This window comes from Paracoccus stylophorae, from assembly GCF_028553765.1.
In the GTDB taxonomy this organism is placed as follows: domain Bacteria; phylum Pseudomonadota; class Alphaproteobacteria; order Rhodobacterales; family Rhodobacteraceae; genus Paracoccus; species Paracoccus stylophorae.
Window position 1 is genome coordinate 1392134 of record NZ_CP067134.1, and the last position, 26403, is coordinate 1418536.

The 26403-nt window shown below is 65.2% G+C and carries 26 protein-coding genes and 1 tRNA gene; 14 read left to right on the forward strand and 13 right to left on the reverse strand.

Going from position 1 to position 26403, the window contains the following annotated elements; genetic code table 11:
• Positions 1 to 433: 433 nt before the first annotated feature.
• From JHW45_RS06830 to JHW45_RS06875, 10 genes are all read right to left on the reverse strand, one after another.
• Positions 434 to 1369: an IS110 family RNA-guided transposase gene (locus JHW45_RS06830; protein WP_074555568.1), complete on the reverse strand. Its 936-nt coding sequence runs from the start codon at positions 1367 to 1369 to the stop codon at positions 434 to 436.
• Between the two features lie 45 nt (positions 1370 to 1414).
• The gene (locus JHW45_RS06835; protein WP_272860140.1) at positions 1415 to 2044 is read right to left on the reverse strand and encodes a DNA cytosine methyltransferase; all 630 of its coding nucleotides are present in this window, start codon (positions 2042 to 2044) and stop codon (positions 1415 to 1417) included.
• 1 nt (position 2045) lies between these two features.
• Positions 2046 to 3422: a site-specific DNA-methyltransferase gene (locus JHW45_RS06840; RefSeq protein WP_272860141.1), complete on the reverse strand. Its 1377-nt coding sequence runs from the start codon at positions 3420 to 3422 to the stop codon at positions 2046 to 2048.
• Between the two features lie 462 nt (positions 3423 to 3884).
• Positions 3885 to 4265 carry a DUF6362 family protein gene (locus JHW45_RS06845; protein ID WP_272860142.1) on the reverse strand — a complete coding sequence of 127 codons (381 nt, stop codon included), beginning with the start codon at positions 4263 to 4265 and terminating at the stop codon, positions 3885 to 3887.
• Positions 4258 to 4467, reverse strand: coding sequence for a hypothetical protein (locus tag JHW45_RS06850; protein ID WP_473087555.1), 210 nt, complete (start codon positions 4465 to 4467; stop codon positions 4258 to 4260). The genes JHW45_RS06845 and JHW45_RS06850 overlap by 8 nt, the downstream gene beginning before the upstream one ends.
• Positions 4464 to 4721, reverse strand: a complete 258-nt coding sequence (locus tag JHW45_RS06855; protein WP_272860143.1) for a DUF6378 domain-containing protein — start codon at positions 4719 to 4721, stop codon at positions 4464 to 4466. Before JHW45_RS06855 ends, JHW45_RS06850 begins: the two co-directional genes overlap by 4 nt.
• Positions 4718 to 5296, reverse strand: coding sequence for a hypothetical protein (locus tag JHW45_RS06860; protein WP_272860144.1), 579 nt, complete (start codon positions 5294 to 5296; stop codon positions 4718 to 4720). The genes JHW45_RS06855 and JHW45_RS06860 overlap by 4 nt, the downstream gene beginning before the upstream one ends.
• A 52-nt stretch (positions 5297 to 5348) precedes the next feature.
• The gene (locus JHW45_RS06865) at positions 5349 to 7706 is read right to left on the reverse strand and encodes a phage/plasmid primase, P4 family (RefSeq protein ID WP_272860145.1); all 2358 of its coding nucleotides are present in this window, start codon (positions 7704 to 7706) and stop codon (positions 5349 to 5351) included.
• Positions 7703 to 8449: a hypothetical protein gene (locus JHW45_RS06870; RefSeq protein WP_272860146.1), complete on the reverse strand. Its 747-nt coding sequence runs from the start codon at positions 8447 to 8449 to the stop codon at positions 7703 to 7705. Before JHW45_RS06870 ends, JHW45_RS06865 begins: the two co-directional genes overlap by 4 nt.
• The gene (locus tag JHW45_RS06875) at positions 8449 to 8655 is read right to left on the reverse strand and encodes a DUF6511 domain-containing protein (RefSeq protein WP_272860147.1); all 207 of its coding nucleotides are present in this window, start codon (positions 8653 to 8655) and stop codon (positions 8449 to 8451) included. Before JHW45_RS06875 ends, JHW45_RS06870 begins: the two co-directional genes overlap by 1 nt.
• Before the next feature lie 72 nt (positions 8656 to 8727).
• On the opposite strand from JHW45_RS06875, the gene JHW45_RS06880 reads away from it, so the two are divergent.
• The 13 genes from JHW45_RS06880 (at position 8728) to JHW45_RS06940 (ending at position 23234) form a co-directional block, all read left to right on the forward strand.
• On the forward strand, positions 8728 to 10074 hold the full coding sequence (locus JHW45_RS06880; protein ID WP_272860148.1) for a hypothetical protein: 1347 nt from the start codon (positions 8728 to 8730) through the stop codon (positions 10072 to 10074).
• Positions 10043 to 11128 (forward strand): hypothetical protein, encoded by a 1086-nt coding sequence (locus JHW45_RS06885; RefSeq protein ID WP_272860149.1) that lies wholly within the window; start codon positions 10043 to 10045, stop codon positions 11126 to 11128. Before JHW45_RS06880 ends, JHW45_RS06885 begins: the two co-directional genes overlap by 32 nt.
• Before the next feature lie 163 nt (positions 11129 to 11291).
• Positions 11292 to 11903, forward strand: coding sequence for a sigma-70 family RNA polymerase sigma factor (locus JHW45_RS06890; RefSeq protein ID WP_272860150.1), 612 nt, complete (start codon positions 11292 to 11294; stop codon positions 11901 to 11903).
• 176 nt (positions 11904 to 12079) lie between these two features.
• Positions 12080 to 12373, forward strand: a complete 294-nt coding sequence (locus JHW45_RS06895) for a hypothetical protein (protein WP_272860151.1) — start codon at positions 12080 to 12082, stop codon at positions 12371 to 12373.
• Complete coding sequence (locus JHW45_RS06900) at positions 12370 to 13266, forward strand: ATP-binding protein (RefSeq protein WP_272860152.1); 897 nt, start codon at positions 12370 to 12372, stop codon at positions 13264 to 13266. The genes JHW45_RS06895 and JHW45_RS06900 overlap by 4 nt, the downstream gene beginning before the upstream one ends.
• A gap of 5 nt (positions 13267 to 13271) precedes the next feature.
• A complete protein-coding gene (locus JHW45_RS06905; protein ID WP_272860153.1) occupies positions 13272 to 13898 on the forward strand; it encodes a hypothetical protein in 627 nt (208 codons plus the stop codon).
• Positions 13899 to 13909: 11 nt separating this feature from the next.
• Positions 13910 to 15592, forward strand: a complete 1683-nt coding sequence (locus JHW45_RS06910) for a DEAD/DEAH box helicase (protein ID WP_272860154.1) — start codon at positions 13910 to 13912, stop codon at positions 15590 to 15592.
• Positions 15593 to 15788: 196 nt separating this feature from the next.
• Positions 15789 to 16244 (forward strand): DUF2924 domain-containing protein, encoded by a 456-nt coding sequence (locus JHW45_RS06915; RefSeq protein WP_272860155.1) that lies wholly within the window; start codon positions 15789 to 15791, stop codon positions 16242 to 16244.
• The gene (locus JHW45_RS06920; protein WP_272860156.1) at positions 16241 to 17566 is read left to right on the forward strand and encodes a recombinase family protein; all 1326 of its coding nucleotides are present in this window, start codon (positions 16241 to 16243) and stop codon (positions 17564 to 17566) included. Before JHW45_RS06915 ends, JHW45_RS06920 begins: the two co-directional genes overlap by 4 nt.
• On the forward strand, positions 17563 to 17958 hold the full coding sequence (locus JHW45_RS06925) for a hypothetical protein (RefSeq protein ID WP_101498952.1): 396 nt from the start codon (positions 17563 to 17565) through the stop codon (positions 17956 to 17958). The genes JHW45_RS06920 and JHW45_RS06925 overlap by 4 nt, the downstream gene beginning before the upstream one ends.
• Positions 17959 to 18115: 157 nt before the next feature.
• A complete protein-coding gene (hsdR, locus tag JHW45_RS06930; RefSeq protein WP_272860157.1) occupies positions 18116 to 20494 on the forward strand; it encodes an EcoAI/FtnUII family type I restriction enzme subunit R in 2379 nt (792 codons plus the stop codon).
• Between the two features lie 17 nt (positions 20495 to 20511).
• Positions 20512 to 22077, forward strand: coding sequence for a class I SAM-dependent DNA methyltransferase (locus JHW45_RS06935; RefSeq protein WP_272860158.1), 1566 nt, complete (start codon positions 20512 to 20514; stop codon positions 22075 to 22077).
• On the forward strand, positions 22077 to 23234 hold the full coding sequence (locus JHW45_RS06940; protein ID WP_272860159.1) for a restriction endonuclease subunit S: 1158 nt from the start codon (positions 22077 to 22079) through the stop codon (positions 23232 to 23234). The genes JHW45_RS06935 and JHW45_RS06940 overlap by 1 nt, the downstream gene beginning before the upstream one ends.
• A gap of 12 nt (positions 23235 to 23246) precedes the next feature.
• Here JHW45_RS06940 and tcmP read toward each other — a convergent pair whose 3' ends face one another.
• The 3 genes from tcmP to JHW45_RS06955 form a co-directional block, all read right to left on the reverse strand.
• Positions 23247 to 24398: a three-Cys-motif partner protein TcmP gene (gene tcmP, locus JHW45_RS06945; RefSeq protein ID WP_272860160.1), complete on the reverse strand. Its 1152-nt coding sequence runs from the start codon at positions 24396 to 24398 to the stop codon at positions 23247 to 23249.
• Positions 24398 to 25165: a DUF5131 family protein gene (locus JHW45_RS06950; protein ID WP_272860161.1), complete on the reverse strand. Its 768-nt coding sequence runs from the start codon at positions 25163 to 25165 to the stop codon at positions 24398 to 24400. Before JHW45_RS06950 ends, tcmP begins: the two co-directional genes overlap by 1 nt.
• Positions 25166 to 25546: 381 nt before the next feature.
• Positions 25547 to 25636: transfer RNA gene (locus JHW45_RS06955), tRNA-Ser, on the reverse strand.
• Positions 25637 to 25785: 149 nt separating this feature from the next.
• Here JHW45_RS06955 and JHW45_RS06960 point away from each other — a divergent pair.
• Positions 25786 to 26400 (forward strand): hypothetical protein, encoded by a 615-nt coding sequence (locus JHW45_RS06960; protein WP_272860162.1) that lies wholly within the window; start codon positions 25786 to 25788, stop codon positions 26398 to 26400.
• The last annotated feature ends 3 nt before the right edge of the window (positions 26401 to 26403 follow it).

Here is a 26403-nt window from a genome sequence, read left to right on the forward strand (position 1 = left end):
GCACCACGAATGTGGCACATGGCGTTGCCGCCGAGGAAGGGCGGCATCCACCCCATCTGGCGGCCAAGCAGGCCGTTCACCGGCGTGTTCGCCAGTGTCGTCGCCCCGTCCTTGTGATCCCGCGCCGTCGGCGTCATCCAGAGCCGCGTCGCATCGCAGAGCGTCGTGCCGTCGTTGCGTGGGCGCGCCGTCTCGCTGCGATTGCTCGTCCGGTTCCGCGTTCCCTTGCTGTCGCCCGCCAGCGGCGTCGGCCAGAGTCGCATCATCTCGGTGCGGTTGCCGCCGCTCGACCGCGTCCCAGAGCAGGCGCGCGGGGTCGGCCAGGTGGTCGCGCTCGCGGTGGGCGAGGATGAAGAGCCGTTCGCGCCGGTGGGGTGCGCCGACTTCCGCCGCCGTGAAGAGGCCCGCCGCAAGGCGGTAGTATCCGTCTTGGTCAAGCGGGTCTGTCGGCCCATTTCCGGCCGTCGCGCAGCAGCGCATTGGCGAGGAGGACGAGCTTGCGCATGACGGCGGTGATCGCGAGCTTTGGTGCTTTGCCGCTTTCAAGCAGCTGCTGGTATTTTCGCTTGAGGTCTGTGTTGAAGCGGATGGCGACGAGGGCGGGCATGAAGATCGCGGCGCGCAGGCTGGCGCGTCCGCCGCGGATCATTTCCTTTCCCTTCCACTTGCCCGAACGGCGCGTGAAGGGTGCCAGCCCGGCGAGGCTCGCGGCCTGTTTCGGCTCGAGGGTGCCGAGCTCCGGCATCTCGATCAGCAGCATGCACGCGGTCACGGCGCCGATGCCGGGAATAGAGGTCAGGATGTCGAGACGCTCGGCCAGGGCGGGGTCCGCTGCGATCAGGGTGGAGATGGTTTCGTCAACTTCGGCAAGCTGCTTCTCGATGATGGCCAGCCGCGCCTTCGCCTGGCGGCGGATCAGGCTGATCGCTGCTGTTTCAGCACGGTTTCCTGCCGCCGTCCGATCCTTGATCAGCGCCAGCCGCGCGACGTGCAACTCCCTCAGTTCGTTCATGAGTTCGCCACGAACCGGCCGCGGCGGCAGGTCGAGTGCGAGCCCCATCCGCGCCAGCAGCATCGCATCCACCCGATCTGTCTTGGCCTGCGTGCCAGTGGCCTCCGCGAAGCGCCGCGCCTGGCGAGGATTGACCTTGACCAGCGCATGTCCCGCCTTTGCGAGCGCTTCCTCCATTCCACGATGATAGGGGCCGGTCGGCTCGTAGACGATCCGCAGTCCTTCGGTGTTGCCGATCCATTTCAGCAAGGTCTTGAACCCGGCCTTGTCGTTTCCGAAAGAGTTGTGTTGCCGATCCGAGAGCCGGAACGCGTCCAGCCGGTCTTTCGAGATGTCGATGCCGATGATATCCTGCATCCGTCTTTTCCTTACCTCTGCTTGTCATGCAGGCCCGAAGCCCTGCTATCCGTTCAGGTCATGAGAAAAGACGGGGGCGATCACACTACCGCACGGCCCGCAACGGCCGACCCATTCTCGATCCGTCCCCCGCCGCTGCCCGGCATATTTGGGGTGCCGGGCAGCGGCTCCCTTATCGCAAGGAAGCCGAGGGAAGTCATAAGACAAGCCCATGCCGACCAGACCTCCGGCGACTTCGGGGAAGCCGAGCCGGAGATGATGGGCGACGTTCTCGAGGAAGACGAAGGGCGGTTCGACCTCGGCGATGATGCGGGCGACATGCGGCCAGAGGTGGCGCGGGTCGTCCGCACCCCGGCGCTTTCCCGCGACCGAGAACGGCTGGCACGGATAGCCCGCAGTAATGATGTCCACCGCGCCGCGCCACGCGCGGCCATCGAAGGTTCCAACGTCGTCCCAGACAACAGCCTGATCCAGGGACGCGTCTTCCATCCGCGCCACGAGAGTGGCTGCGGCGAAGGTTTCCCGTTCGACATGGCCCACAGCGCGATATCCGGGGATGGCGATGGTGAGCCCGAGGTCGAGCCCGCCCGCGCCGGAGCAGAGGGAGAGGCCGAAGAGGCATGCGTCTCCGGCTCCGGAAGCGCTTCCGGAGGAAGGTAGAGCCAGGTCATGCATGTCACGCTGCGGTCTTGCGCTTTCGCGCGGGTTCGGGTTCGGCATCCGTGTCCAGCGTCTCGGCTGGTGGTTCGGCATCGCCGCCTAGCCGCTCGGTTTTCACCTGCGCGAAGGTCCTGCCGTCGCCGTCGAGGATCGCCTCGCGGCCGGTCTCGGCCTGCCAGCGTTCCACGGCGACATCGACGTAGGCCGGGCTGATCTCCATTGCGAAGACGCGACGGCCATTGGTCTCGCCCGCCATGATCTGCGAGCCGGAGCCGGAGAACGGCTCGTAGCAGAGGCCGCCCCGCGCCACATGCTGGCGCATCGGGATGCCGAAGGCGTCGAGCGGTTTCGGCGTCGGGTGGTCGGGCCGCTCGTCCTTTGCGAAGCTGGGCAGCGCCCATGTCGATGGCAGCGTTTCCTCGGCCACCTTCGGCGGGCGGTTCGGGCGGCGCCAGCCCATGAAACAAGGCTCGTGCTTCCACAGGTAGTGTGAGCGGGTCAGAACCCCGCGGTCCTTCACCCAGATGATCTGCTGGTGGACGAACGCCCCCGCCTTTTCCCAGCAGGCTTCCAGCATCGCCTGGCGGCGTGACGCGTGCCAGCAATACCACGCAGCATTTTCGGCAATGGCTTCTGCCACGGCCGCTGCGATGAAACCGTCGTAGAGTTCGGCCCCCTGCGAACTGTCGTCCCACGTCGTGCCGTAGGACGCCGACCAGTCCTTGTTCCGGGTCGGGTGGTTCGAGCCGTCGTAATCGACGAGATACGGCGGGTCGGTCGCGAACAGCACCGCCCGCTCGCCATTCATCAGACGGCGCACATCGGAAACGCTGGTGCTGTCGCCGCAAAGCAGCCGGTGATCGCCAAGAATCCACAGATCGCCGGTGCGCGACGCCGGATTGCGCGGCGGTTCGGGGATGGTCACCGGCGGCACGGAGCCCCCGGTGCCATCTTCTTCCCCGTCCCCCTCCGGCACGTAGGCCAGCAGCTTGTCCAACTCGCCGTCCGAGAAGCCGACCAGCGACAGGTCGAAATCCTCGGCCAGCAGGTCGTTCAGTTCCGCCGACAGCAGCGCCTCGTCCCAGGTGCCGAGTTCGGTCAGCTTGTTGTCCGCGATCCGGTACGCCCGGCGCTGCGCCTCGGTCAGATGGCCCAGCACGATCACCGGCGCTTCGGTCAGCCCCAACTGCGTCGCGGCCAGGACGCGCCCATGCCCTGCGATCAGTTCGCCGTCCTCGGCGACGAGGCAGGGCACGGTCCAGCCGAACTCGGCCATGCTGGCGGCGATCTTGGCGACCTGGTCCGCGCCATGCGCCTTCGCGTTCTTCGCGTAGGGTTGGAGCTTGGCCAGCGGCCACATCTCGATCCGCTCGGGGGCGAAGGCGAGGGTCATGAGGATGATCCTGTTCGATAGGTTGGCCAGCATGCGCCCAGTGAGGCGGGGCTGCGCAGTGGATTCCGCTGATGGCTTACGCCTGGACCCCGAAGCTGGACTCTGACTGGCTTCCGGGGTCCAGGGTATCCACCTCGGAGTCCACCCGCCAAGTCTTTGTTATGGCGTCGTTATCGGGCGTTCAGGAAATGGATTCCACGCAGGGTGGACTCCCAAAAAATCGGCCCTGACGCTGGCGATATGCCGCGCTTCGCCCGCCAGCATACGAATATCGCCAGGAAGGAACCGGAAACCCCCTCGGGGTGGACCCCGGCCGGACCCTCGCTGGATGCCGGGGTCCAGGTGGCCCCCGTCAACGCAAAGGGGAGAGCGAGCTTTCCAGCGCACTCTCCCCATCTTGCCTTCGGAATAGCAAGGATCTGTTGCAGATGTCGAAGGAAAAAGTGTTGCAACACATTGGAGTCACTGCGCATTCAGCCGCGCAGCGATCTTGGTCAGGGCCAGTTGCCAGCGACGCCAGGCGGTCGTGCGGTCGCAGCCGAGCTCACCGCTGATCTGCTTCCACGGCACGCGGGCTGCGCGCGACCAGACCAGCTTGCGCTCCGCCTCCTCGATCCAGAGCACCCAGTCGAAGGTCTGCTCGAGCCGGGTGATCGCGGCGGCCGAGGGCCAGACCCGCATCGGCTGCGGCTCCATCGCCGCGATCTCGCGGCTGGTGCGCACGAGGTCGGGCCAGGTGTTGAAGTAGCCCTGCGCCTTCACCGGCGGCAGCTTGCGCAGGGTGCGGAACGCCTCCTCGAAATGATCGGCGACGCAGTCGGCGGTCCATTCGCGATCAACCATGGCGCGCCTCCCTGTCGGAAGGGCGCGGACCATAGAGCTTCTCGCCCAGCTGGCGGACCAGTTCGCGCTCGGGCCAGGTGAGGCGGTCGTCATCGGCTGAGACCGCCAGCAGCCCCTGTTCCTGCCAGCCCTCACGCTTGACCTGCTCGGGATCCCGGCGCTGGCCGCCGTAGCCGGGGGGATGGAATCGCATGGTCTTCATCGCTGCACCTCCGGCATCAGGGCGGCATAGCCGATGACATCGATCAGGCTGTCGCGGTGGCCGGGGTCGTGGGCGAGGCGGACCATCTTCAGGTCGATCATGCAGAGCACGACCTGCGCAGGGGTGACGGGCTGGCCGAGGGTAAGCGACCAGCGGGCGGCGATGGCACGCAGGGCGGTGTCGGCCGGGCCATAAGCCTCGGATCGGCTCTCCAGCACCGCAGCCGCGTGGGTGAGGATCGCAGGGTGCGTCATGCCAGACCCCCGTTCGTCTCGATCGCCCAGAGCAGAATGGCGATGGCATCCGCCTCGTTGTCGTCGGCGGGGCTGAAGCCGCGGGCGCGAGCGGCGGCGATCATGGCGGCCTTGTCGGCATTGCCCTTGCCGGTGGCGTGACGCTTGATGGTGCCAACCGGCACGCCCTCGTAGGGCACGCCGCGCAACTCCGCCCATGCGGTCAGCGTCGCCATCAGCCCGCCGTAGATGTGGCTCGCATCGGTGCCGGCGTGGCGACGGACCTCCTCGAACCAGATCGCCGCGATGGGACCGGACAGCCGGTCGATCTCGGTCAGCCAGTTGGTGAAGCGCAGGTAGCGCATTCCGCCGCCGTCGAAGCGGCCGGGACGAAGCGAGACGGTGCCGCTGGTGATCAGACCGTCGTAGGCCCGGATCGCCCAACCGGTCGTGGTGCCGAGGTCGAGGGCGAGGATGCAGCGACCCGCTCCATCAACGCCTTGAAGACCGGGGGCAGCGGTGACGGGTGTGACGGATGTGACGGATGGTTCCCTATCCGCTCCACAGGCGCGCGCATGCGCGCGCGTAACGGTCATATAAGTATGATCCGTCACATCCGTCACACCATCTGAATTCATTGGCATTTTCCTATTCTCCCGAGAAAAGGTCAGAGTTGCTGTCATTGGGGGCGATGCCGCGAAACCCCTTGGCCGCACGGGTGTTGTGGCGCTCGAACCCGCGCACGATCAGCGCCTCCGAGAACCGCTTGACCGAGCCGGCGAATTCGCCGTTCGTCTCGGCCCAGGCCTTCCAGTCCGCGAACATCGTGGTGGTGGCCGCGCTCAGGTGCGATCCGAGCGAGCAGCGTTCATCGATCCAGCGACCGATGGCGTCCTCTGCCTCGAAGTAATCCTCGGTCGCGGCCATCACGGCGGGCGGTGGGCGCAGCCCCGTCCGCTGCCATTCGATGCAGCCTTCGAGCGCCCATGCGAGGATCCCGTCGCGTTCGGCGAGCAGCCTGTCCGCCAGGTGCTTGTCGCGCCGCGCGGGCGGGATGGTGACGGTGAACGGCACCATGTGCAGGCGCCGCTTCATCGCCTCGTCCACGTTGCGGATGGAGGGCTTGTGGTTGCCGACGATCAGCAGCTTGAACTGCGGGATGAACTCGAAGAAGTCCTGCCGCATGAAGCGGGCGGTGATCTTGTCGCCCCCGGTCAGCGCCTTCAGCTTGCTCTCGGCCCAGCGGCTGCCCTGTTCGGTCTCGATCGAGGTGACGATGCGCGCCCCCCGCAATCCCGCCATGTCGGTCGGGTGACGATCACCCTGTGTGGCCATGAACATGTCCATCGGCGCGACGGTGGCGTAGTCGCCGAGGATGGCGGTCAGGGTGTTGGCGAAGACGGATTTGCCGTTGGCGCCGGTGCCGTAGAGAAAGAACAGCGCATGCTCGGTGGTGACGCCGGTCAGGCAATAGCCCGCCATCCGCTGCAGGTAGGATTGCAGCTCGCCGTCCCCGCCGGTGACGGTCTCCAGAAAGCCGAGCCAGACGGGACAGGCGGTTGCGACCGATGCCCCGGCAATGCGAGTCATGAAGAGGCCGGGATCATGTGGCCGGGATGCGCCGCTCTGGAGGTCGACCACACCGCCCGGCGTGTTCAACAGCCAGGGATCACGGTCCCACGGCTCGGTCGTGGTCGCGTGGCGGCGGTCGGAACGGGCGAGCCGCTCCACGGCCGAAACCGTCGCGGCGGTGGAGAGCTTGGCCTTGAGCCTTGCGGATCCCGCGCGCGCGGCCGCCTCGCGGCAGATCATCCGCGCCAGATCGAAGGCCTGCAGCGTCTCCTCACGCCGCCACAACTTGCCCGACCAGGTCAGCCATTGTCCCCAGCCCGCGACATAGCGCCAGGTCACGGCATGCCGGACGGCGAAGGCGGCGGCGAGCGCATCCTCGGTGAAGCGCACCGGCACGGGGCCATCGTCGTCACCACCGGCCGTGCCGCCGCCATCGGGACCTTCGTCCTCGTCATCGATCTCGCCGTTGCGGGCGGCGTCGCGTTTCCAGAGCCGTTCGGCTTCTTCCCGCAGCCGGTCCTCCGGCCAGGGAGGGGCGACGCGCGCCGCGTTGTAGGAGACGATTTCTTCCCAGGCCTGTTCGCGCGGCACATGGCCTTCGCGGGCGCGGCGGATCCAGTAGCCCATCACCCGCGACAGCGCGTCGAAGCGCGTGGTGCCGTCGACGCCGCCTTCGCGGACCTGACGGCCGAAAAGCTCGGTGACGCTGCCGCGCTCGGGGGCGGCCATGTTGAAGTCGAGCCCGGCCTCGCCTTCGAGCGGCGGCATGGCGATGATCGCCTCCAGCAGTTCGCCCAGATCGTAGTCGCGGGGATCGTGGTGCAGGATCTCCACCAGCCGACGTCGGCCCTGTTTGGCATGGATCGATCCGGCCACACGGATCGGCTGGTGGGCGGACCGGAAGGACGGATCGCCGCCGACCTTGGCGGCGATCATGTGCCGCGCCCGACAGACCGTGCCGATGTCCTCGCCTTCGGCGGGTTCGGACAGACGCCAGTAGAGGTGCAGCTTGCGCTGGCCCTCGGCGGTGACACCGCCGGACGCCACTTCAAGCGTCGGGCATCCGAGATGCTGCACGAGGTGGTCGCGTTTCGCGCCGATGTCGCCATGGTCGAGATCGACCAGCACGACCTGCGTTTGCACGATGCTTTCCGCCCGGGCGTCGCCGGGAGCCACAACCGTACCGGGCGCCACGAACAAGGCCATGCCGGCGTCGCTCGCCCACGTCGCCTGAAGCGCCAGTTTCGCGGCGAGCGTGGCGTCCGCTTCGATGAAGGGGACGTGCGGCGGGCCGTCGCCCGCGCCTTTCTCGGCCAGTGCACGGACCGGCACCCAGCCGTCGCAGTATCCGAAGATGACGTCGGCATAGATCGCGATCATTTCCGCGTCGGGCGCGACGTCGTCGGGGGCATTGGTATCGGACGACACGCTCATGCCCAGCACCGTTCCCGCCAGGCGCAGAACCGGCATTCGAAGTGTTCGGGGTCGGCGGTGTGGCGCGGCAGCAGTTCGCCGGCATCGCAGGCGCGCAGGATCGTCACCGCCTTGTCGCTGGCCGACTGGGCGAGTGCGGCATCGAACGGCACGGTTTCGTGCCAAATCTCGCAGGTGTCCTTGTTGATGGCGGTGAACAGCGCCGGGTGCTCGGTTAGCCCCAGGTAGGCCTGGTAGAGCGCGATCTGGGCGGTGTAGACCGGCTTGGCTCTCGCGACACCATGCTTCGCGATCTCGCGCCAGTTCTTCGCATTGGCCGACTTGCACTCCCAGAGCGCGGGAACAGCCATGCCGTTCGGCGCGGCGACCACCACGCCGTCGGCATGCCCCTGGACCCGACCACCGACGACCGAAAAGCCGAACTGATCGCCATGGCGATTGCGCGTGCGCAGGTCGAAACCCGCCTTGCGCAGCCAGGCGATGGCCAGATCCTCAAGCACATGCCCGAGCGCGAAGATCCGGAGAGACTGGCCCGAGAACCCGGCGTCCGGGTCTTTCGGCGTCTTCAGGTATTCATATTGCAGCCTGCGCTGGCAGATATCGCCCAGCCGGCTGCCGCCGAGGTAGTCGCGTTGGGGGCGTTCAGCCTGTTCCGCGACAAGGGCGGTGTCGATGCAGGTGTTGACAGTATCCGCGAAACTCGGCGGCTTCTCCCGATGGTTGAAGTCGAAACCGGCGTCCATCAGAACGGCACCTCCGGATCGGGCCGGGGTGCGCTGGCCATCATCGCTTCCTGGAAGCCGTCGACGGCGGCGGTGGCGAGGGCGAGCGCCTGCGCCTCGCTGAGATCGGCGAACCGAGTGGTCCAGCCGATCTCGGCCATCAGTTCGGCCATGTTCTTCAAGGCGGCGCGCAGGGCTGCCTGTTCGCGTTCGTCGGGATCGATCATGCGCCGGCCCCGCTAGTGGGCGCTGGCGTGCGGGAATGCGGGATGGCGCGGCGCGCCGGGTAGATACTGTTCATGGGAGAGCTCCAGATGCTCTCCTCACCTACCGGCGCGCCGTCCGAACTGTCGGATGCAAGCTGGGGAACACTTTGGGAACATGAACTTGTGCGCGAACGGGTCCACCGGTATCCTGATCCTTCCCCGATTAACCTTGGAGCCGAGTCGCGCATGGCGTCATTCAACCCGAAAGTATTCATCCGGCCTGACGGCCTGAAACGGATTGCCAACGTTCACCTGATCGATCTTCTGGAGCCGTGGCGCGAATACTTCGCGGGACGCGAATTCGTCTTTCCGACCGACCCCGGAGACGAGTTTCCGCACAACGATCTGGCGAAGGTCCTGCTGACCTACGATCCCGACATGCCGACGGAACTCATGAACGGCCTCTATTACATCGACGAGGCCGCCTCGGATGAAACCCTCGAATGGCTGCTTGAACGCGCAGCCGAGGAGGGAATCGCGATCTCGCCCACCGCCAAGCCGACGACTGCCGATGTGGCAGTGCAGATCCACCTCGCACGGCCCGGCGTCCTGGAGGCAAGAACCGTCCGGGCGATCGCCTTCAACAAGTCGGCGTTCCAGTACTATCCCGGCAGGCATGGCGACGGTCGCGAGCTTCCGGATGTTACGGAAACGCATCTGGCGCACATGACGGAGATCATGAACCCTTGGTTCGACGAACGCCTGAAGGGTCGCGGCGTGCGCGCCTTCGTCTTCCGGCGGGAACAGAAGTTCTGGCTGGTAATTCGGCACGGCAAGGCGGCAGTCCGTGAAGGCAAGCACGAGGAGGATGGCGAGTCCGGCGCCGCCTTCTACCGCCCGCAGAAGCATGACGTCCTCATCTACGACGCTGCGCTGGATCTGCTTGGCATCAACGCGGAGACCAAGGGCGAGCGCGACGTCTACCGCAAGACACTCGGCCAACTGGTATTCGGGCGGGTCAACTATTTCGGAGAGGGCGATGTGTTCACCCTTGCGCCGATCAGGACGGTCGGCCCCGACATCCTCAAATGCGGCGATGTCGACGGCGTGACCCGCGTCCGGCTTCTGGAAGTCGTGCGCGTGATCCCGGGCGACCCTCCTCAGATCGACATCAGGCGCTCGTCGCACCTTTACCAGTCTCTCGGCACGCATTGGCAGGAAGCACTGTCACGCGGCAAGATCACCTCGGCCAAGTTCGGCTTCCTGTTCGAAGACTCGAGCCGTGAACGCGGCGTTCACATCCGGCTCGACTCCGCGCGTTATGACCGCGATTCGGATGCGGAACGGGTCGAGGCCTGGCTCCGCGAGCGCGGGTTCTTCGACATCAACCGCGAAATGGACGTGATCGATGAGGACGAGCCGGTTCTGGCAAGCGCTTGAAACCCTTGGCGGCGCGGCTCCTCAGCGTGACTGGGTGCAGGTCCTTGGCGACGATTGGGCGATCGCCGGGGCATTGCTGCACAGGACCGGCGACCTTGCCGAAGATCTCGTCTGCCCAAGGTCGAGCGAAAACGGGTGCCTCCGGCAACTGGTGCGGATGCCTGATGGCCGGTACCGCGCAGAATGCGGCGATGTTCCGCGCCGCTGCGATACCTTCCGACTCGAGAAGGACGAAGTCCGGATCCTCGCGCTTCACCATGGCAGGCTCGTCGCCGCCCTGATCCGCGCCTTCGACTTGCAGGATACGACGCCTGGATCAGCTCCGGCATTCGTGCAGCCGCTCGGGCGCTACGATGTGCGATCAGGCGTCGGGTTCGCCCTGTTTCTCGGCCTCGCGGAGCGGGAAAATCCGCTTCGCTTTGTCGACCTCGCGCCCGTCTTTCGCACGCCGGGCCCGAAAGCGGTGCTGATCCCGCATGCGTCGGCCGTTGATCCCGACCTGGCATCGCGGCTGGCAGAAGCAGAGGCGCGTGTTTTCCTTCTTGACGATGTCGTTGTCTGGGATCAGCGAACCACGCTCACAGCACGATTCGATCCCAAGGTAATCTTCAGAGACCTGATCGCGAAACTGCCGGGCTCCGACGATGACGAAACGGCGCCGCCGGCAGTGGCGCTGCCCTCTGGCACACATTGGTCGTCGATCCAGATCGCGTTCGAGAATGACGAGCTGTTCAATCTGAGCGCGCCAGGCGTCCAGCGGGCGGTTGCGCCTGCGGACATCGGCATGGCGGACAAGCGTACAGGAAAGGCGCGGCTTCCGTGGGAGTGGCTACGCAGTTTCGCGCTTCATAACGGCCGAATGCCGGTGGGCAAGAGCAGCGCGCAGAAGCACAAGCAGTTCGTTAGCGAGCGACTCTCGGCTTTCACAGGGATCGCTGAGGATCCGATCGAGGATGATTCCGGCCATTACCTCGCGAAGTTCCGCATCGATGGCGGGGGGCTGAGGCAGGGCGTCGCCGGACGGTCCCGACGAAATTTCGTCGACGACAACTGACCCTTCCCGAACTTTTTTCGCCCCACTCAACCCCATGAAACCGCAAGGTTTCGTGGGGTTTTCCGTTTTACGATCACCCTGATTTCGAGGCCCTCCAACGAATTTTCGCCGGTGCCAGGCACTCGGGCCGCGTGCCCGTCCACCTGGACGAAGGCGAAACTTCATGGAGCGTTTCCACCCCATTTGCGACGCGCGCTCGCGCGTCTCCCGCAACATCACCATTCGCGCCGAACGGCTGGCCCGCTCGGGCTCCGTCCCCGGAATGGATGCCGAGGACATCAAGCAGGATCTGCGGCTGCATCTCTATCGCCGGGACGAGAAGTTCGACCCGGCTCGCGGTCAGTATGACACCTTCGCCGACCGCGTGCTGGCGAACCGCATCGCCACGCTGGCCGCGCCGACCGAACGGCTGCGGGCCGAGCGGGCTTGGATCGACTTCGACAGTCCCGCCGAGGGGCGCGGTGATGACGAGATGCTGCCGCTCGCGGAAACGCTGCCCGACAGCGCGATGCCGCATGCCGCCGTCACACGCGCAACGGACGAGGCGTTCGGCCTGGTGCGAGATGTCCAGCGGCTCCTCGCTGGCCTGACCCCGACCTGCCGCGCCCTTGCGCTGGCCCTGATCGACATGTCGCCGACGGAAGCGGCCGAAGCCCTCGGGATCCATCGCAGCACAGTCTACGCCCGGCTTACCATGATCCGGAAGGCCGCCGAGGCGCTTGATCTCGCGGCATATCTCGGCACCGCCCCGACAGTCTCGGAGGCTCGCCGGTAGGTGACAACAGGACCGGCGATGACCCGGTCCCCCAGTTTCATGCCGGGCCCTCGGAGGAATGCAACACCCCCACGCGGGGAAACACTCCGACCGCAAGCTCCAGGGCGGCGTCAGGCCCGGCAGCAGTCTTCCCGACGACCCCTGGACAGCAACCGACGACAACACGGAGCGTCACCATGTTCAAGAATACCCCTCTGAAGCGCCTGCGCGAACTGCGCTGGCTGGAAATGCTTCCCGACAACATCGACGTCCCGGCGGTTTTCGACAGGCCGGACCAGGTCGTGCCGATCGAACGCGCCACGGTTGACGAGATCGAGTTTGCCCTTGTCGCTCTGGCACGGCAGCAATCCGATCTCTACCGCCTGACCGGCGCTCTGGGTGACGTGCTGAAGATGGCGCGCCGCCAGGGCGCCTGTGGTGCCGACATCGCCATCTCGGCCGCGGCGCGCGATCTGGAGGGCGGCAAGTGAGCGCCCCCTTCGGCGCCGGGCCGCTCCGGATCATCACCGCCGACGAACGCCTGCGCGAAGCGCGCGGCATCAAGGGGGTGCTCACGGGCACCTCCGGTATCGGCAAGACCACGCAACTGCTGACCCTCGATCCGCAGCGCACGCTGTTTCTGAACCTCGAGGCGGGCGAACTGGCCGTGCAGGGCTGGCCCGGCGACGAAATCCGCATCCGTGACTGGGAGGTCGCCCGCGATCTCGCTGCCTGGATCGGCGGCGCCAACCCGGCCATGCGGGACGACCAGTCCTATGGGCCGGGGCATTTCGCGCGGGTCTGCGCGGCCTTCGGCCCGGCCACCCAGCTCGACAAGTACGACACCGTCTTCGTCGACAGCATCTCGGTTGCCTCGCGTATCTGTATGCAGTGGTGCAAGGGCCAGTCCCAGGCGCAGTCCGACCGGACCGGCAAGCCCGATCTGCGGGCCACCTACGGGTTGCTCGGCCAGGAGATGATCGGCTGGTTGACGCATCTGCAGCACACGCCCGCCAAGAACATCTGGCTGGTCGGGTTGCTGGACCGCAAGCTCGACGATTTCGGCAAGCCCTTCTTCTCGATGCAGATCGAGGGCTCGAAGACCGGGCTCGAACTGCCCGGCATCGTCGACGAGGTCATCACCCTGACCGAGCTGCGCCCCGAGAAGGGCGAGGCGTTCCGCGCCTTCATCTGCACCACCATCAACGATTTCGGCCTGCCTGCGAAGGATCGCAGCGGGCGGCTGTCGATGATCGAGCCCGCCCATCTCGGACGGGTCATGGCGAAGATCCGCGGTCCGCGTCCCGAGGGCGCCGCCCGTCTGAACTTCGACCTGCCGGCGGCCGCGACCGCACCCAATCCCCTGACGACGCAAGGAGCATGACCATGGTGAGCGACATGGATTTCAACGGCGCGGACACGCAGGACGCCGCGTTCGACCTCATCCCAGCCAACACGCTGGTCAAGGTCTGCCTGACCATCCGCCCCGGTGGCGCGGGGCCCGAGGGCTGGCTCACCCAGAGCAAGACCAGCCCGGCGCTCTACCTCAACACCGAGGCGGTGGTGATGGAGGGGCCCTTCGCGCGGCGTCGCGTCTACACGCGCATCGGGTTTCGCGGGAAGGCGGCGGGCGGTCCGGGCGACGACACTTACGGCAATCGCGGCCGCGCCATGATCCGCGGCATCCTCGAATCCGCCCGGGGCGTGCGCGCCGACGACCAGTCGAACGCTGCCCGGGCGGCGCGGATGATCCGCAGCCTCGGCGAGTTGAACGGGCTCGAGTTCGTGGCCCGCATCGGCATCGAGCGCGACAAGGACAAGCCCGAGGACAGCGGCCGCAACGTCATCAAGGCGGCCATCGGCGCCGACCATGCCGAATATGCGCGCCTGATGGGCAGCGTGCCGCAGCCGCCGCAACAGGTTCAGTTCACCGCGACGGGCGCCCATCTGTCGAACACCGGCATGGGCCAGTCCGGCGCGCCGTCCTCCGGCTCCGCGCCCTTCTGGGCGCGCTGAGGAGGACGGTCATGATCCCACGCGATTATCAGAGGGCGGCAGTCGATGCCGCCCGCGACCGCACCACCACCCACGGCAACACCATGCTGGTCCTGCCGACCGGGGCGGGCAAGACGGCCATCGCCGGTTTCTACATCGGTGAGGAACTGGAACACCGGCGACACGACCGCGTCCTGGTGCTGCAGCACACCGACGAGTTGATCGATCAGAACCGGACCTCCATCGGGGCAGTAACCGGAATGACCACCTCGGTGGTCAAGGCCGAGCAGGACGATTGGAGCGGCCGCATCGTCTTCGGCAGCGTCCAGACGCTCGCCCGCGCCAACCGGCGCGAACGCATGGCGCCAGTCTCGCATCTCGTCATCGACGAATGCCACCGTTCGGCCGCGCAGAGCTATCAGGCTGTTATCGACGCCGCACGGGAACTCAACCCCGAGATCAGGCTGCTCGGGCTTTCGGCCACGCCGGGTCGTGGCGACGGGCGCAGCCTGCGCCGCACCTTCAGCAATGTCGGCTATCACCTGAAGATCGGCACCCTGATCGGGCGCGGTCTCCTGGTGCCGCCGCGCACCTATACCATCGATCTCGGCGTCGAGGACGAACTGGCCGGGCTGGAGGCCACTGCGGGCGATTACGACATGCGCGCCGCCGACAAGGTGCTGAACCGCTCGGTGCTGAACGAGGCGGTGGTCGAGCACTGGCAGGCGAAGGCGGCGGACCGGCGCAGCATCTTCTTCTGCGCCACGGTCGGCCATGCCGATGCGGTGGCAGAAGCCTTCCGCGCCGCCGGCGTCACGGCCGAGACGATCTCGGGCGACATGCCCTCGCGGGTGCGCGCCGATCTTATCGCCCGGTTCGACCGGGGCGAAGTGCAGGTGCTGACGAACTGCATGGTCCTGACCGAAGGCTTCGACAGCCAGCCGGTTGGCTGCATCGGCATCCTGCGCCCGATGCTGCACAAGGGCACCTTCATCCAGGCGGTGGGGCGCGGCCTGCGCCGTGTCGATCCCGCGCGTTTCCCGGGCGTCGTGAAGACCGACTGCATCGTGCTCGATTTCGCGGGCGCCGCGCTCCGGCACGGGTCGCTCGAACAGGAGATCGACCTCGACGAGGACGATCCCGAGCCCGGCCAGGCCCCGTGGAAACTCTGCCCGACCTGCGAGGCGGAACTGCCGCTCGGCGCCTCGGTCTGCGATTTCTGCGGACATGTCTTCACGCGCGAGCGTGGCGAGGCCCGGCTGCTCACCGCCTTCGACATGATGGAGATCGACCTGCTGGAACGGTCGCCATTCGCCTGGTGCGACCTGCATGGCGACGGCCAGGCGATGATGGCGAGCGGGTTCAATGGCTGGGCCGGCGTGTTCCACGACGGCACGCTCTGGCATGCCCTCGGACAACCGAGGAGCAAACCGATCCGACCGCTCGCCATCGGCACCCGGGTGCAGGCGCTCGCCGCCGCCGACGACTTCCTGCGCGCCACTGAGACCGGCACCGCCTCGATCAAGAGCCGCCGCTGGCTGAACGATCCTGCCACGATGAAACAGATGGCGCTGCTGCAGCGCGCGGGGCACGAGGCGGACGGGCTGGATTTCAGCCTGTCGAAATACGCCGCCAACTGTCATCTGAACTTCCGCTGGAACCGTGGGGCGATCACCGCCGCGGTTCTGGGCCGGGCGGAGCGGTCGGCCGCATGAAACGCCCCAATCCGCTGCCGCCCGACCTGATGACGCCCGCCGAGCGCCGCACCGAGCTGTGCGGCCTGCTGGCACTGGGGCTGGTCCGGCTGCGGATGCGGGAGGCGGGCGAAGTATCTGACGATACAGGAGAAAGTTGCCTACACTATCCACCCGACCAATGCCGTCATGCAACTCCAACGCACCGGAGAACCGCATGACGACCCACGATCCCATCCCCGCGCGCCTGGCCGCGCTGAAATCCACCCCGACGCCCGAGCTGAAAGCGCAGTGGCGCGATCTGTTCGACAGCGAGCCGCCGCCGTTCAATCGCCGCTACCTTGAATCCCGTCTGGCCTACCGCATTCAGGAACTGGCCTATGGCGGGCTGAAGCCGGAGACGATCCGGCGGCTGGAGCGGCTGGGCGAGGAACTGGATGGCGGCGACCGGGCGAAGCGCAGCATCCGCGCCGACCGCGACCGCCCTATCACCGGCACGCGCCTCCTGCGTGAATGGCAGGGCGTCGAGCAGGTGGTCACCGTCACCGCCGACGGCTTCGAGTGGCAGGGGCGGCCCTACAAGTCGCTGTCCGCCATCGCGCGAGCCATCACCGGCACGCGCTGGAACGGCTGGGTCTTCTTCGGACTCAGGAACTACAGGGGGAGGAGATGACGAAGCCGCCCGAAAAGTCCAAGGTCGTCCGCAAGCTGCGGTGTGCCGTCTACACCCGGAAGTCCTCCGAGGAAGGGCTGGAGCAGGAGTTCAACTCGCTCCACGCCCAACGCGAGGCCTGCGAAGCCTATATCGCCAGCCAGCGGTCCGAGGGCTGGGTTCTTGTCCGCGATCAATATGACGACGGCGGCATCTCGGGCGGCACGTTGGAGCGCCCCGGCCTGAAGCGGTTGCTGGAGGATATCGAGGACGGGCTGGTCGACGTGGTCGTGGTCTACAAGATCGACCGCCTCAGCCGCTCGCTCGCCGACTTCGCCAAGTTGGTCGAGGTCTTCGACCGGAACGGCGTGACGTTTGTTTCCGTGACCCAGTCCTTCAACACGACCACGTCGATGGGGCGGCTGACGCTGAACATCCTGCTGTCCTTCGCCCAGTTCGAGCGCGAGGTGACGGCCGAGCGCATCCGCGACAAGGTCGCCGCGAGCCGGAAGAAGGGTATGTGGATGGGGGGCGTGCCGCCCTACGGCTACCGGGTGGAAAACCGCAAACTGCTGGTGGACGAGGAAGCCGCCGCGCACGTCCGCTGGATCTTTGCCCACTTCCTCGAGATCGGGTCGGGCACGGAGCTGGCGAGAGAGATCACGAAACGCGGCATCCGAACGCCGCGCGGCAACCGGATCGACAAGAAATACATCTACCGGATGCTGAGCAACCGCGCCTACATCGGCGAGGCGGTGCACAAGGGCGACAGCTACCCCGGCGAGCACGACGCCATCATCGACAGCGAGACATGGGACCGTGTCCACGCCATCCTGCAGGAGAGCCCGCGCAAGCGCGCCGCGCGGACCCGCGCCGAGACGCCCGCGCTGCTGAAGGGGCTGCTGTTCGGGCCCGATGGCGCGGCCTTCTCGCCAACGCACACCCGCAAGGGCGACAGGCTTTACCGCTACTACGTCAGCCAGACCGTGCTGAAGCACGGGGCCGGATCATGCCCGGTCGGTCGCGTGCCGGCGGGGGAGATCGAGGCCGCGGTCATCGACCAACTCCGTGTCGTGTTCCGACAGCCAGAGATTGTTGCGGGGACTTGGAAGGCGGCGCGTGCCCACGCCGACGGCGTCTCCGAGGCCGACGCACGCGCGGCATTGCAGCAGCTCGACCCGCTGTGGGACGAACTCTTCCCTGCCGAGCAGGCACGCATCGTGACATTGCTGGTCGAGCGTGTCGACATCGGCACAGGCGGGTTAAACGTCCGGCTCCGGATTGACGGCCTCGGAGGGCTCGCGCGCGAGATGCTATCTGGCAGCATCGGAGCAGCGGCATGACCCGCGCGACGGCGGTCCCCGAGACGGTGACAATCCACGTGCCATTCCGCATCGTGAAGCGCGGCGGGCGCAAGGAGATGCAGCGACCCTCAGACACCCAAGCGCGCGGGCGGCCGGACGATACGCTCATCAAGGCGCTTGCGCGCGCGTTCCGCTGGAAAAGCATGCTCGACAACGGTGACTTTGCCACGGTAGCCGACCTCGCCGCACAGGAAGGCATTGCTGTCTCCTACCTCACGCGCGTGCTTCGGCTGACGCAGCTTGCACCCGATCTCGTCGAGGCGATACTCGACGCACGGCATCCACCGGGCCTGACGCTTCAGTCGCTGCGAGTGCAGATCCCTGATGACTGGTCGAGGCAGCGCGAGTCCTTGCTGCCAGGGACGGAATAAGGCTTGCGGCATCAGTCGGCCACGCTGTAGCTTCTCCGAGCCGTTGTCAGGCGAAAGAGCTGCCAAACCAAAGAATTGCGCGTTGATCTGAGCCGAGTTCTTTGACAAGCCGTTTGCTGCGCGATGGCATGTCGAAACCGGGCGAAGTAGATTGCGCATGAACGAAGCCGATACCTGCAGAAAGTTCGTCGTCCCGAAACTGCAGGAAGCAGGCTGGGATGATCGCCCGCACGCGATAAACGAGCAGAGAACTTTCACCGACGGCCGGGTCGTGTTTGTCGGTGGCAAGGCTCGCCGCGGAAAACAGAAGCGTTCAGACTATCTTCTCCGATATAATCCGGATTTCCCGATCGCCGTCGTTGAGGCCAAATCCCGCTACCGGCACGCCGCGGAGGGGCTCCAACAAGCCAAGGAATATGCGGAAATACTTGGTCTTCAATTCGCGTATTCGACCAACGGGATCGAGATCGTCGAGTTTGACTACACGACCGGCATCGAGCGAACCATTGCTGATTTCCCAGCGCCTGATGACCTCTGGGCTCGGCTCCGCCGTGCCGAGGGCATTGTCGACGACCAGGTGGCCGAACGGCTGCTGACGCCCACCTTTCCAGACCGAGCCAAACCGCTTCGCTACTATCAGGAGATCGCCGTGAACCGCGCCGTACAGGCGGCGCTTCAGGGCAGGAAGCGGGCATTGCTCACACTGTGCACCGGAGCGGGCAAGACTGCCGTCGCCTTCCAGATCTGCTGGAAGCTGTGGTCGGCACGCTGGAATTCCAAAGGGGTGAACCGGAACCCGAAGATCCTGTTTCTCGCTGATCGCAACGTCCTGGTCGACGATCCGATGGCAAAGGATTTCGGCCCGTTTGGCGACGCCCGTCACAAGGTAGCTGGCGGCGTGGCGGTCAAGAGCCGCGACATGTATTTCGCGATCTACCAGTCCATCGCGCGTGACGAGAACCGTCCCGGCCTCTACCGAGAGTATGCGCGCGACTTCTTCGATCTCATCATCATTGACGAATGCCATCGCGGCAGTGCGCGCGACGACAGCAACTGGCGGGAAATTCTCGAGTGGTTCGAGCCCGCAACGCAGATCGGGATGACAGCGACGCCGCGGCGAGAGGACAACGTCGACACCTACAACTATTTCGGCGATCCGCTCTATGAGTACAGCCTCGCGCAGGGCATCGCTGACGGCTTCCTGGCCCCGTATCGCGTCCATCGCGTCATATCGGACTACGACGCTGCCGGCTGGCGTCCAACGCGGGGTGAACTTGATCGCTATGGTCGCGAGATCCCCGACGCCGAATACTCGACGCGGGACTTCGAGCGGGTCGTGGCGCTGCGTGCACGAACGCAGGCCATTGCGAGACATCTGGCGGGCTTTATGGCCGAGACCGACCGCTTCGCCAAGACCATCGTCTTCTGCGTCGACCAGGAACACGCGCTCGAGATGCGGCAGGCGCTCGCCGCCCTGAACACCGATCTCGTGAAGGACCATCCCGACTACGTCTGCCGTGTGACGTCCGACGAAGGCGATGTGGGAAGCGCGCACAGGGCGAAGTTTCAGGACGTCGAGACCCAGACGCCGGTCATTCTCACCACGTCGCAGCTTCTCACGACCGGAGTGGACGCCCCGACCTGCAAGAATGTCGTGCTCGCGCGGGTCGTGGGCTCGATGCCCGAGTTCAAGCAGATCATCGGACGGGGCACCCGCCTCAGGCCCGACTACGGCAAGCTCGCCTTCAACATCATCGACTACACCGGAACCGCGACGCGCATGTTCGCCGATCCCGCCTTTGACGGCAATCCCGTCCGCGAGGACGAAGCAGTCATCAATGCCGACGGCGACATCGTGGAAGAGCGCGAGATCGAAGACGTGGCGCCGGATCCGGACGATCTTCCTGAAGGACCCGATATCCCGGATGGACCCGTCGAGTTGGGGGACGAAGGCGAGAACGGGCCCCGCAAGTTCTATGTCGACGGCGGCGAGGTAGCGATTGTCCGGCACCTCGTGTACGAACTCGATTCCGATGGGCGGCAGCTCGCCTGCCGCCAGCTTACCGATTACACCGGCGACAAGGTTCGCACGCTCTATCCCAATGCGTCGGAACTGCGCACGGACTGGCTTGACCCCGAACGCCGGGCGGAAATCGTCGAGCGGCTCGAGGAGAAGGGCATCGACCTAGACTCATTGGCTGATGCAGTCGGAAAGCCGGAGGCCGATCCGTTCGATCTCCTTTGCCATCTGGCATATAACGCGCCGCTGCGAACCCGGCGCGAGCGCGCAGACCGTCTGCTGAGAGAGCAGGACGAGTTTCTGGACCGCTTCGGGCCGGATGCCCGCGAGGTCTTGGATGCCGTGCTTGAAAAGTATGCCGAACATGGCAGTGCCCAGTTCAAGCTACCCGACATCCTCGAAGTGCCCCCGTTCAACGAGTGGGGCAACGTCATCGAAATCGCCGCCCGCTTCGGCGGGGGCAAGGAGCTGCGCAGCGCCGTCACCGAGCTGCAGCGTCTGCTCTACACCGCTTGAATTGAAGGAGATCCAACTTGGCCAAAACCGCCCGTAAGAAGGCTGAGCCGAAGCAACTGACCACTGCCCAGCGTCTCGACAGCATCATCAAGTCCGCCCGCAAGATCATGCGGAAGGACAAGGGGCTGAACGGCGACCTCGATCGGTTGCCGATGCTCACCTGGATCATGTTCCTGAAGTTCCTCGACGACATGGAGCGGATCGAGGAGGGACGCGCGGAGCTCGCAGGCAAGGACTATCGCCCGATCATCGAGGCTCCTTATCGCTGGCGCGACTGGGCTGCGGATGCGGATGGCATCACAGGCCCGGACCTCCTGTCGTTTCTCGTTTCCGAGATGACGGAGCGTCCGGACGGCACCCGCGGCCCGGGACTCTTCGCCTATCTCCGAGGCTTGCGCGGCGACAATGGGCGGCGAGAGCGGCGCGACGTGATCGCCACGGTCTTCCAGGGCTTCGCCAACCGCATGGAAAGCGGCTACCTGCTGCGCGACGTGGTCAACCTGATCGACGGCATCCATTTCGACTCTTCGGAGGAAGTCCATACCCTTGGCCGCCTCTACGAGACGCTGCTGCGAGAGATGCGCGACGCGGCGGGGGACTCGGGCGAGTTCTACACGCCCCGCCCGGTCGTGCGGTTCATGGTTGAGGTGACCGATCCCAAACTGGGCGAGACCATCCTCGACCCGGCATGCGGAACCGGGGGATTTCTGACCGAGGCCTTCCAGCATCTCGAGCGCCAGGCAGACACGGTCGAGAAGCGGCGCATCCTGCAGGAAGACAGCTTCTTCGGTGGCGAGGCCAAGTCGCTGCCGTTCCTGCTGTCCCAGCTCAACCTCCTGCTGCACGGCCTGCACGCCCCGCGCATCGACCCCGGCAACGCCCTTCGTTTCCGCCTGGCCGAGATCGGCGAGGATCAGCGGGTCAATGTCATCCTGACCAATCCGCCATTCGGCGGCGAGGAGGAGGCAGGCATCCTCAACAACTTCCCCGAGGACCGGCGCACGGCCGAAACGGCGCTGCTGTTCCTGCAACTGATCATGCGGCGGCTGAAGCGGGCCGGGCGCGGGCGGGCCGCGGTCGTCGTTCCGCATGGCACGCTGTTCGGCGATGGCATCTCGGCGCGGATCAAGGCGGATCTGCTCGAGAAGTTCAACCTGCACACGGTGGTCCGGCTGCGTGAGGGGGTGTTCGCGCCCTATACGGACATCCCGGCCAACCTGATCTTCTTCGACACGACCGGACCGACGAAGGACATCTGGTACTACGAGATGCCGCTGCCTGAGGGCCGCAAGAAGTACTCGAAAACTGCGCCCATGGCCTATGAGGAGTTTGCGGACTGCCTCGCCTGGTGGAAGAAGCGCGAGCCGAACGAGCGCGCCTGGAAGGTCTCGGCCGCTGACCTGGTCCAGCGAGATGCGCAGGATCGCATTGTCGCCTGCAATCTGGACATCAAGAACCCGCATTCCGCAGAGGTCGTAGATCACCGTGCGCCGGCGGAGATCGCGGATGCGATCATCGCACAGGAGCAGCGGATCATCGAAATTATGGACGAGATCAAGGCCGTGCTAGCGGAGCGAGTGTGATGCGCGACAAGAGTGTTCCGCTGTCCGAAGTTCTGCGGCTTGATATAGATGCAGTCGATATTGATGCGACAACAACTTACGAAATGTCTGGCGTCTACGGCTTTGGGCGAGGGCTTTTCCATCGTGAGCCGCTGCGCGGATCGGAGACAACCTACAAGCGTTTTCACCAGCTTTCGGTCGGGCAGGTCGTCTTAAGCCAGCTCAAGGGCTGGGAAGGTGCGATCGCCGTCGTTGACCCAGAAAATTCTGGACGCTTTCTCTCGACCCAGTTCCCCACATTCCGGTGCGACGAGGAACGGGCAATTATCGCCTATGTGGGATGGTTCCTTAAGTACGCTCCCAATTGGCATGCACTACGTCGGAAGTCTCGCGGTATGGGCGCGCGCCGCGACACTATTTCTCCAGAAAAGTTCCTGTCGCTAGAGATCCCGCTGCCGTCCCTCGACGATCAGCGCCGCATCGTCGAAAAGCTCGACAGGGTCGCGGCACTGGTGGACGAACGCCGCAACGCCATCGAGGAGGCCGAGCGCGAAACGCAGGCGCTGCTGCTGAAAGCCTTCCAGCGCGCCATCGATGGCGCCCCCCTGCGCCCCATGGCCGAGGTCGCGCCGCTGGTGCGCAGGCCGGTCGAGATCGATCTTGACGCGAGCTATCCCGAGCTCGGCGTCCGTTCGTTCGGCCGCGGTACTTTTCACAAGCCCGATCTGCTGGGCGCGGACCTGAGCTGGCAAAAGCTCTTCCTTGTTCAGCAAGGCGACCTCGTGTTCAGCAACATCAAGGCTTGGGAGGGGGCGTTCGCGGTGGCTGGCCCCGACGACCATGGGCGGGTCGGCTCGCACCGCTACCTGACATGCGTTCCCACTCAGGGGCTCGCGACAGCCGATTTCATCTGGTTCTACCTCCAGACCTCTGAAGGTCTCGGTAAGGTCCAATCCGCATCGCCTGGAAGTGCCGACAGAAACCGCACTCTGGGGCAAGGAGCGCTGGAGGCGATCACTGTCCCGACGCCACCGATCGGCCGCCAGCAATGGTTCGACCGTCTTCATGCGAAGGCGCACGAAGCCCGCACCATCCGCGCCAACACCGCGCAGGATGTGGAGGCCCTGATCCCGGCCATGCTGCACGAGACATTTGGGAGGCAGCATCAGGCGGCGTGAAAATCAGCCGGCCTATTTGTCCGACGCCGTTCCGGTCCAGAGTCTTGTATCTGGGCTCGGCGTCCGTTTGCCATTTGGGAGGTCGAAACGCAGCAAGCCGGCCTTTCGGTTAGTCGTCGCGATCTTGTTGAGATGTGTGGTCCGCACCGGCACTAGCTCCATCACCTCACTGGCAAGTGGCCCGAACGCGATCCCCGGTCTCTGTGACACCGTCTGCAACAGGAGTTCGGTCGCCCAACCGACATGAGCAGAGCATCCGACCCCGTCGCGATCGGTCTCGAACGCGATGATCTGGTCCTCTGGAAACAGCTGCGACTGCCTGCTTTCCTCGGTCTGGATGGCGTGGCGCGTGCGGACAGCTTCCTTCTCCACCTTTTCTTGAACGGTCCGGAAAACCTCGACGCCGATCCCACTATGAGTGCCAAGTATGAGCCGCATCTTGATGCGATCCTCACGCGGCTTTCGGATAGCCATATCGGTCAGGTAGGTGGCGACCCGGGCCTCCTTCATCTTGGCCTTCAGGAGCTGCAGGATCTTGGTCTCGTTCGAGCCCTCCGGCATCGCCTCGAATGCATCCTTCCAAGCAGGATCCGCTAGGAAACGACCGACGGATGCCGCAACTCCATCCCAGCCAGCGTGCCTGTTCACCTCTTCAGCCATGAAGTTGAAAAGGAATTCGCCGTTCAGGCTCCGCAGGAACTCAAAAACCTTGGCGGATTCAACATTCCAGCCGGTTGGATCGATGAATGTGAAGGTGAAGCCGTCCCGGCAGGCAGTGCGTATGCCGTCGAGGTTGTCTTCGAACTGGCCTGAGAACACCTGAATGTCGAACTCCGGCTTCTGGGCTGCGAACTCCCGCAATTTCGCGACGGATACAGGGTTCCGTTCGCAGAACCGAAAACGGACCTTGAGGCCGGGACGTCCCATATCGAGCAAAGATCGCCGAACCGTTTCCAATGTTTCGATGGCCTGAGAAAACGAGGCGTCGGAATACCTGTTAGTGTCAGATACCCGCCAAGGGCCCGCGAAGGCGTCCACGAAGTTGAAGACCGGCGATCTGCCTTGGAACAGCTTGTAGGCTGCGGACTCGAGATAATTGTTGAGAAACAGATGCTTGATGAAGGACTGCTCGCGCCCGTGATAGTTTTCTATCCTGGGCGGCATCAGGCATCCTCGGGCTGCAGGGCGCGAATGATAGGTTCGGGAACGATCTGCCAGGGAAAACCATTCCACTCTTCACCGTCGAGAAGGCGCCCGCCGGATTTCGGTCTTGCACCGCCCCACTGCTTGAAGAAGAACGCCACATCGTCACGGTCACAGATGTCCCGTATCTGGCGGGCCCAGCTTTCGTCCATGGGCCGAGCCCGGGGCCCGCTCTCCCCCCCGACGATGGCCCAAGCGACGCCCTGCAGATCGACATCCCCGACCGGTCCGAGCAGCGGCTCGAACGAGATGAAGCGCGCGTCGGAATTGATCTGCTTCAGGTGCTCGATCCGGCTCGCGTGCGCGGCGTCCTCGACAGAAACGCCGAGCCAGATGTGCCGAGGGATCGGCCCTCCATCATACCGCTTCCGAACGTAGTTGCGCATGAGCGAGCTGCGCTTGGTCAGCACCTGGTAGACGTGCCAGTCCGCCAGCTCCATGGCGTCGAACACCGCGTCGATGAATGTACGGTCGATGTCCTTGTGGAACAGGTCGCTCATCGAGTTCACGAAGATCATCCGCGGCTTTTTCCAGAGCACGGGCTGCTTCAGCCTCGACGGCCAGAGTGTCAGGTCAAAGCCCTGCTCGTAGGGGTGTCCAGGGATTCCACGCCAGCGCTCTGCGAACCGCTCGGCGTAACAGTTGTCACAACCGGGACCGACCTTGGTGCAGCCCGTCACCGGGTTCCACGTCGCGTCCGTCCATTCGATGTCTGACTTCTGGGCCAACTGCTCGCCTCACACTTTTTCACAACGGTAACACGCGGTTGACTCAGCACAAAGCACGAACAGCGGCTGAGGTGAGATTGGTCCCAGCCGCAGCCGAACCAGCGCGCAACGGGCGGCGTTCGATCTCTGTTCCATCCGCCATCCAGATGAATTTTCCAAATCGCGTGCATCACGGACTTCGAAAGATCAATTGAAAGCAATGATTTAAAGCTGTTCACCGAAAGCGCGGCGGTTAACAGGTCCGGAGAATATCGGCCCGGAGAGAACGCGTGGCCGCCCTTCGGGGCGTAGGCCGGTTAACAGCCCCTCCTGCATAACCTTCGAAAACAACGGAAAAATCCGGCGGCAGCCGGATGGGGAGAACGCTTTCGCAGGGGCAAGTGGCGGAGGCGGTGGGATTCGAACCCACGGTGGGCGTTGACCCACGTCGGTTTTCAAGACCGGTGCAATCAACCACTCTGCCACGCCTCCGACGGGTGTCGCTTATCTGTTGCGCGAAATTGGCGCAAGGGGCGGGCAGGGGGTGGCATCTTGCGTGCTGCCGGGCGCAGGATCGGCGGCATTTCCTCGCGCGCCTTTCCGCGCTTGCCCGTGCCTCGGGTTTTGCCTAATCCGGACCCATGTTCGAGTGGATCAGCGATCACAGCACGTTCGTGCAGGCCTCGGTCGGTATCGTGACCGCGCTGGTCTGGGTGATCTATCTGCATATTCTGGTCTCGGGGCTGCGGCGGCAGCGGCGGTCCGAGATCCTGATCACGCTGGCGGGGGCGCGCGATCTGTCGGGGCGGATCCTGGTCAGCAATCTGGGCTTCGAGCCGATCTATATCCTCGACATCCTGCTGCGCAGCCGGGCGGAGGCGGATGAGCGGACCGTATCGGTCGCCGAGCGCACCGAGGTGAGGTTCGAGGATCGCACCTCGTCCGATCAGGTGACGTTGCAGATGCCTTTGAAATCGGGGGATTTCGTCGATATCGGCCAGTTCGAGACGCTGTTGCGGCGGGCGCGTCCGTCAGCGTCGCAGCATGGGGATGCCAGCGATCTGACGCATGTGGAAATCACCGTCGTCGCGGTCACGGCGGCCACGACCAGTATCGTCGCGGCGCGGCGCGGGTTCGGGATCGAGCGTTCCGGAAAGGATAGGATCAGCCTTCGCGCCGACAGCCTGTATGCGCGGCAGATCAGGCGCCGGCGGGAACGCCGCCGCATCGAGCGGCAGCTGGAAGACCTGCTTTGAATG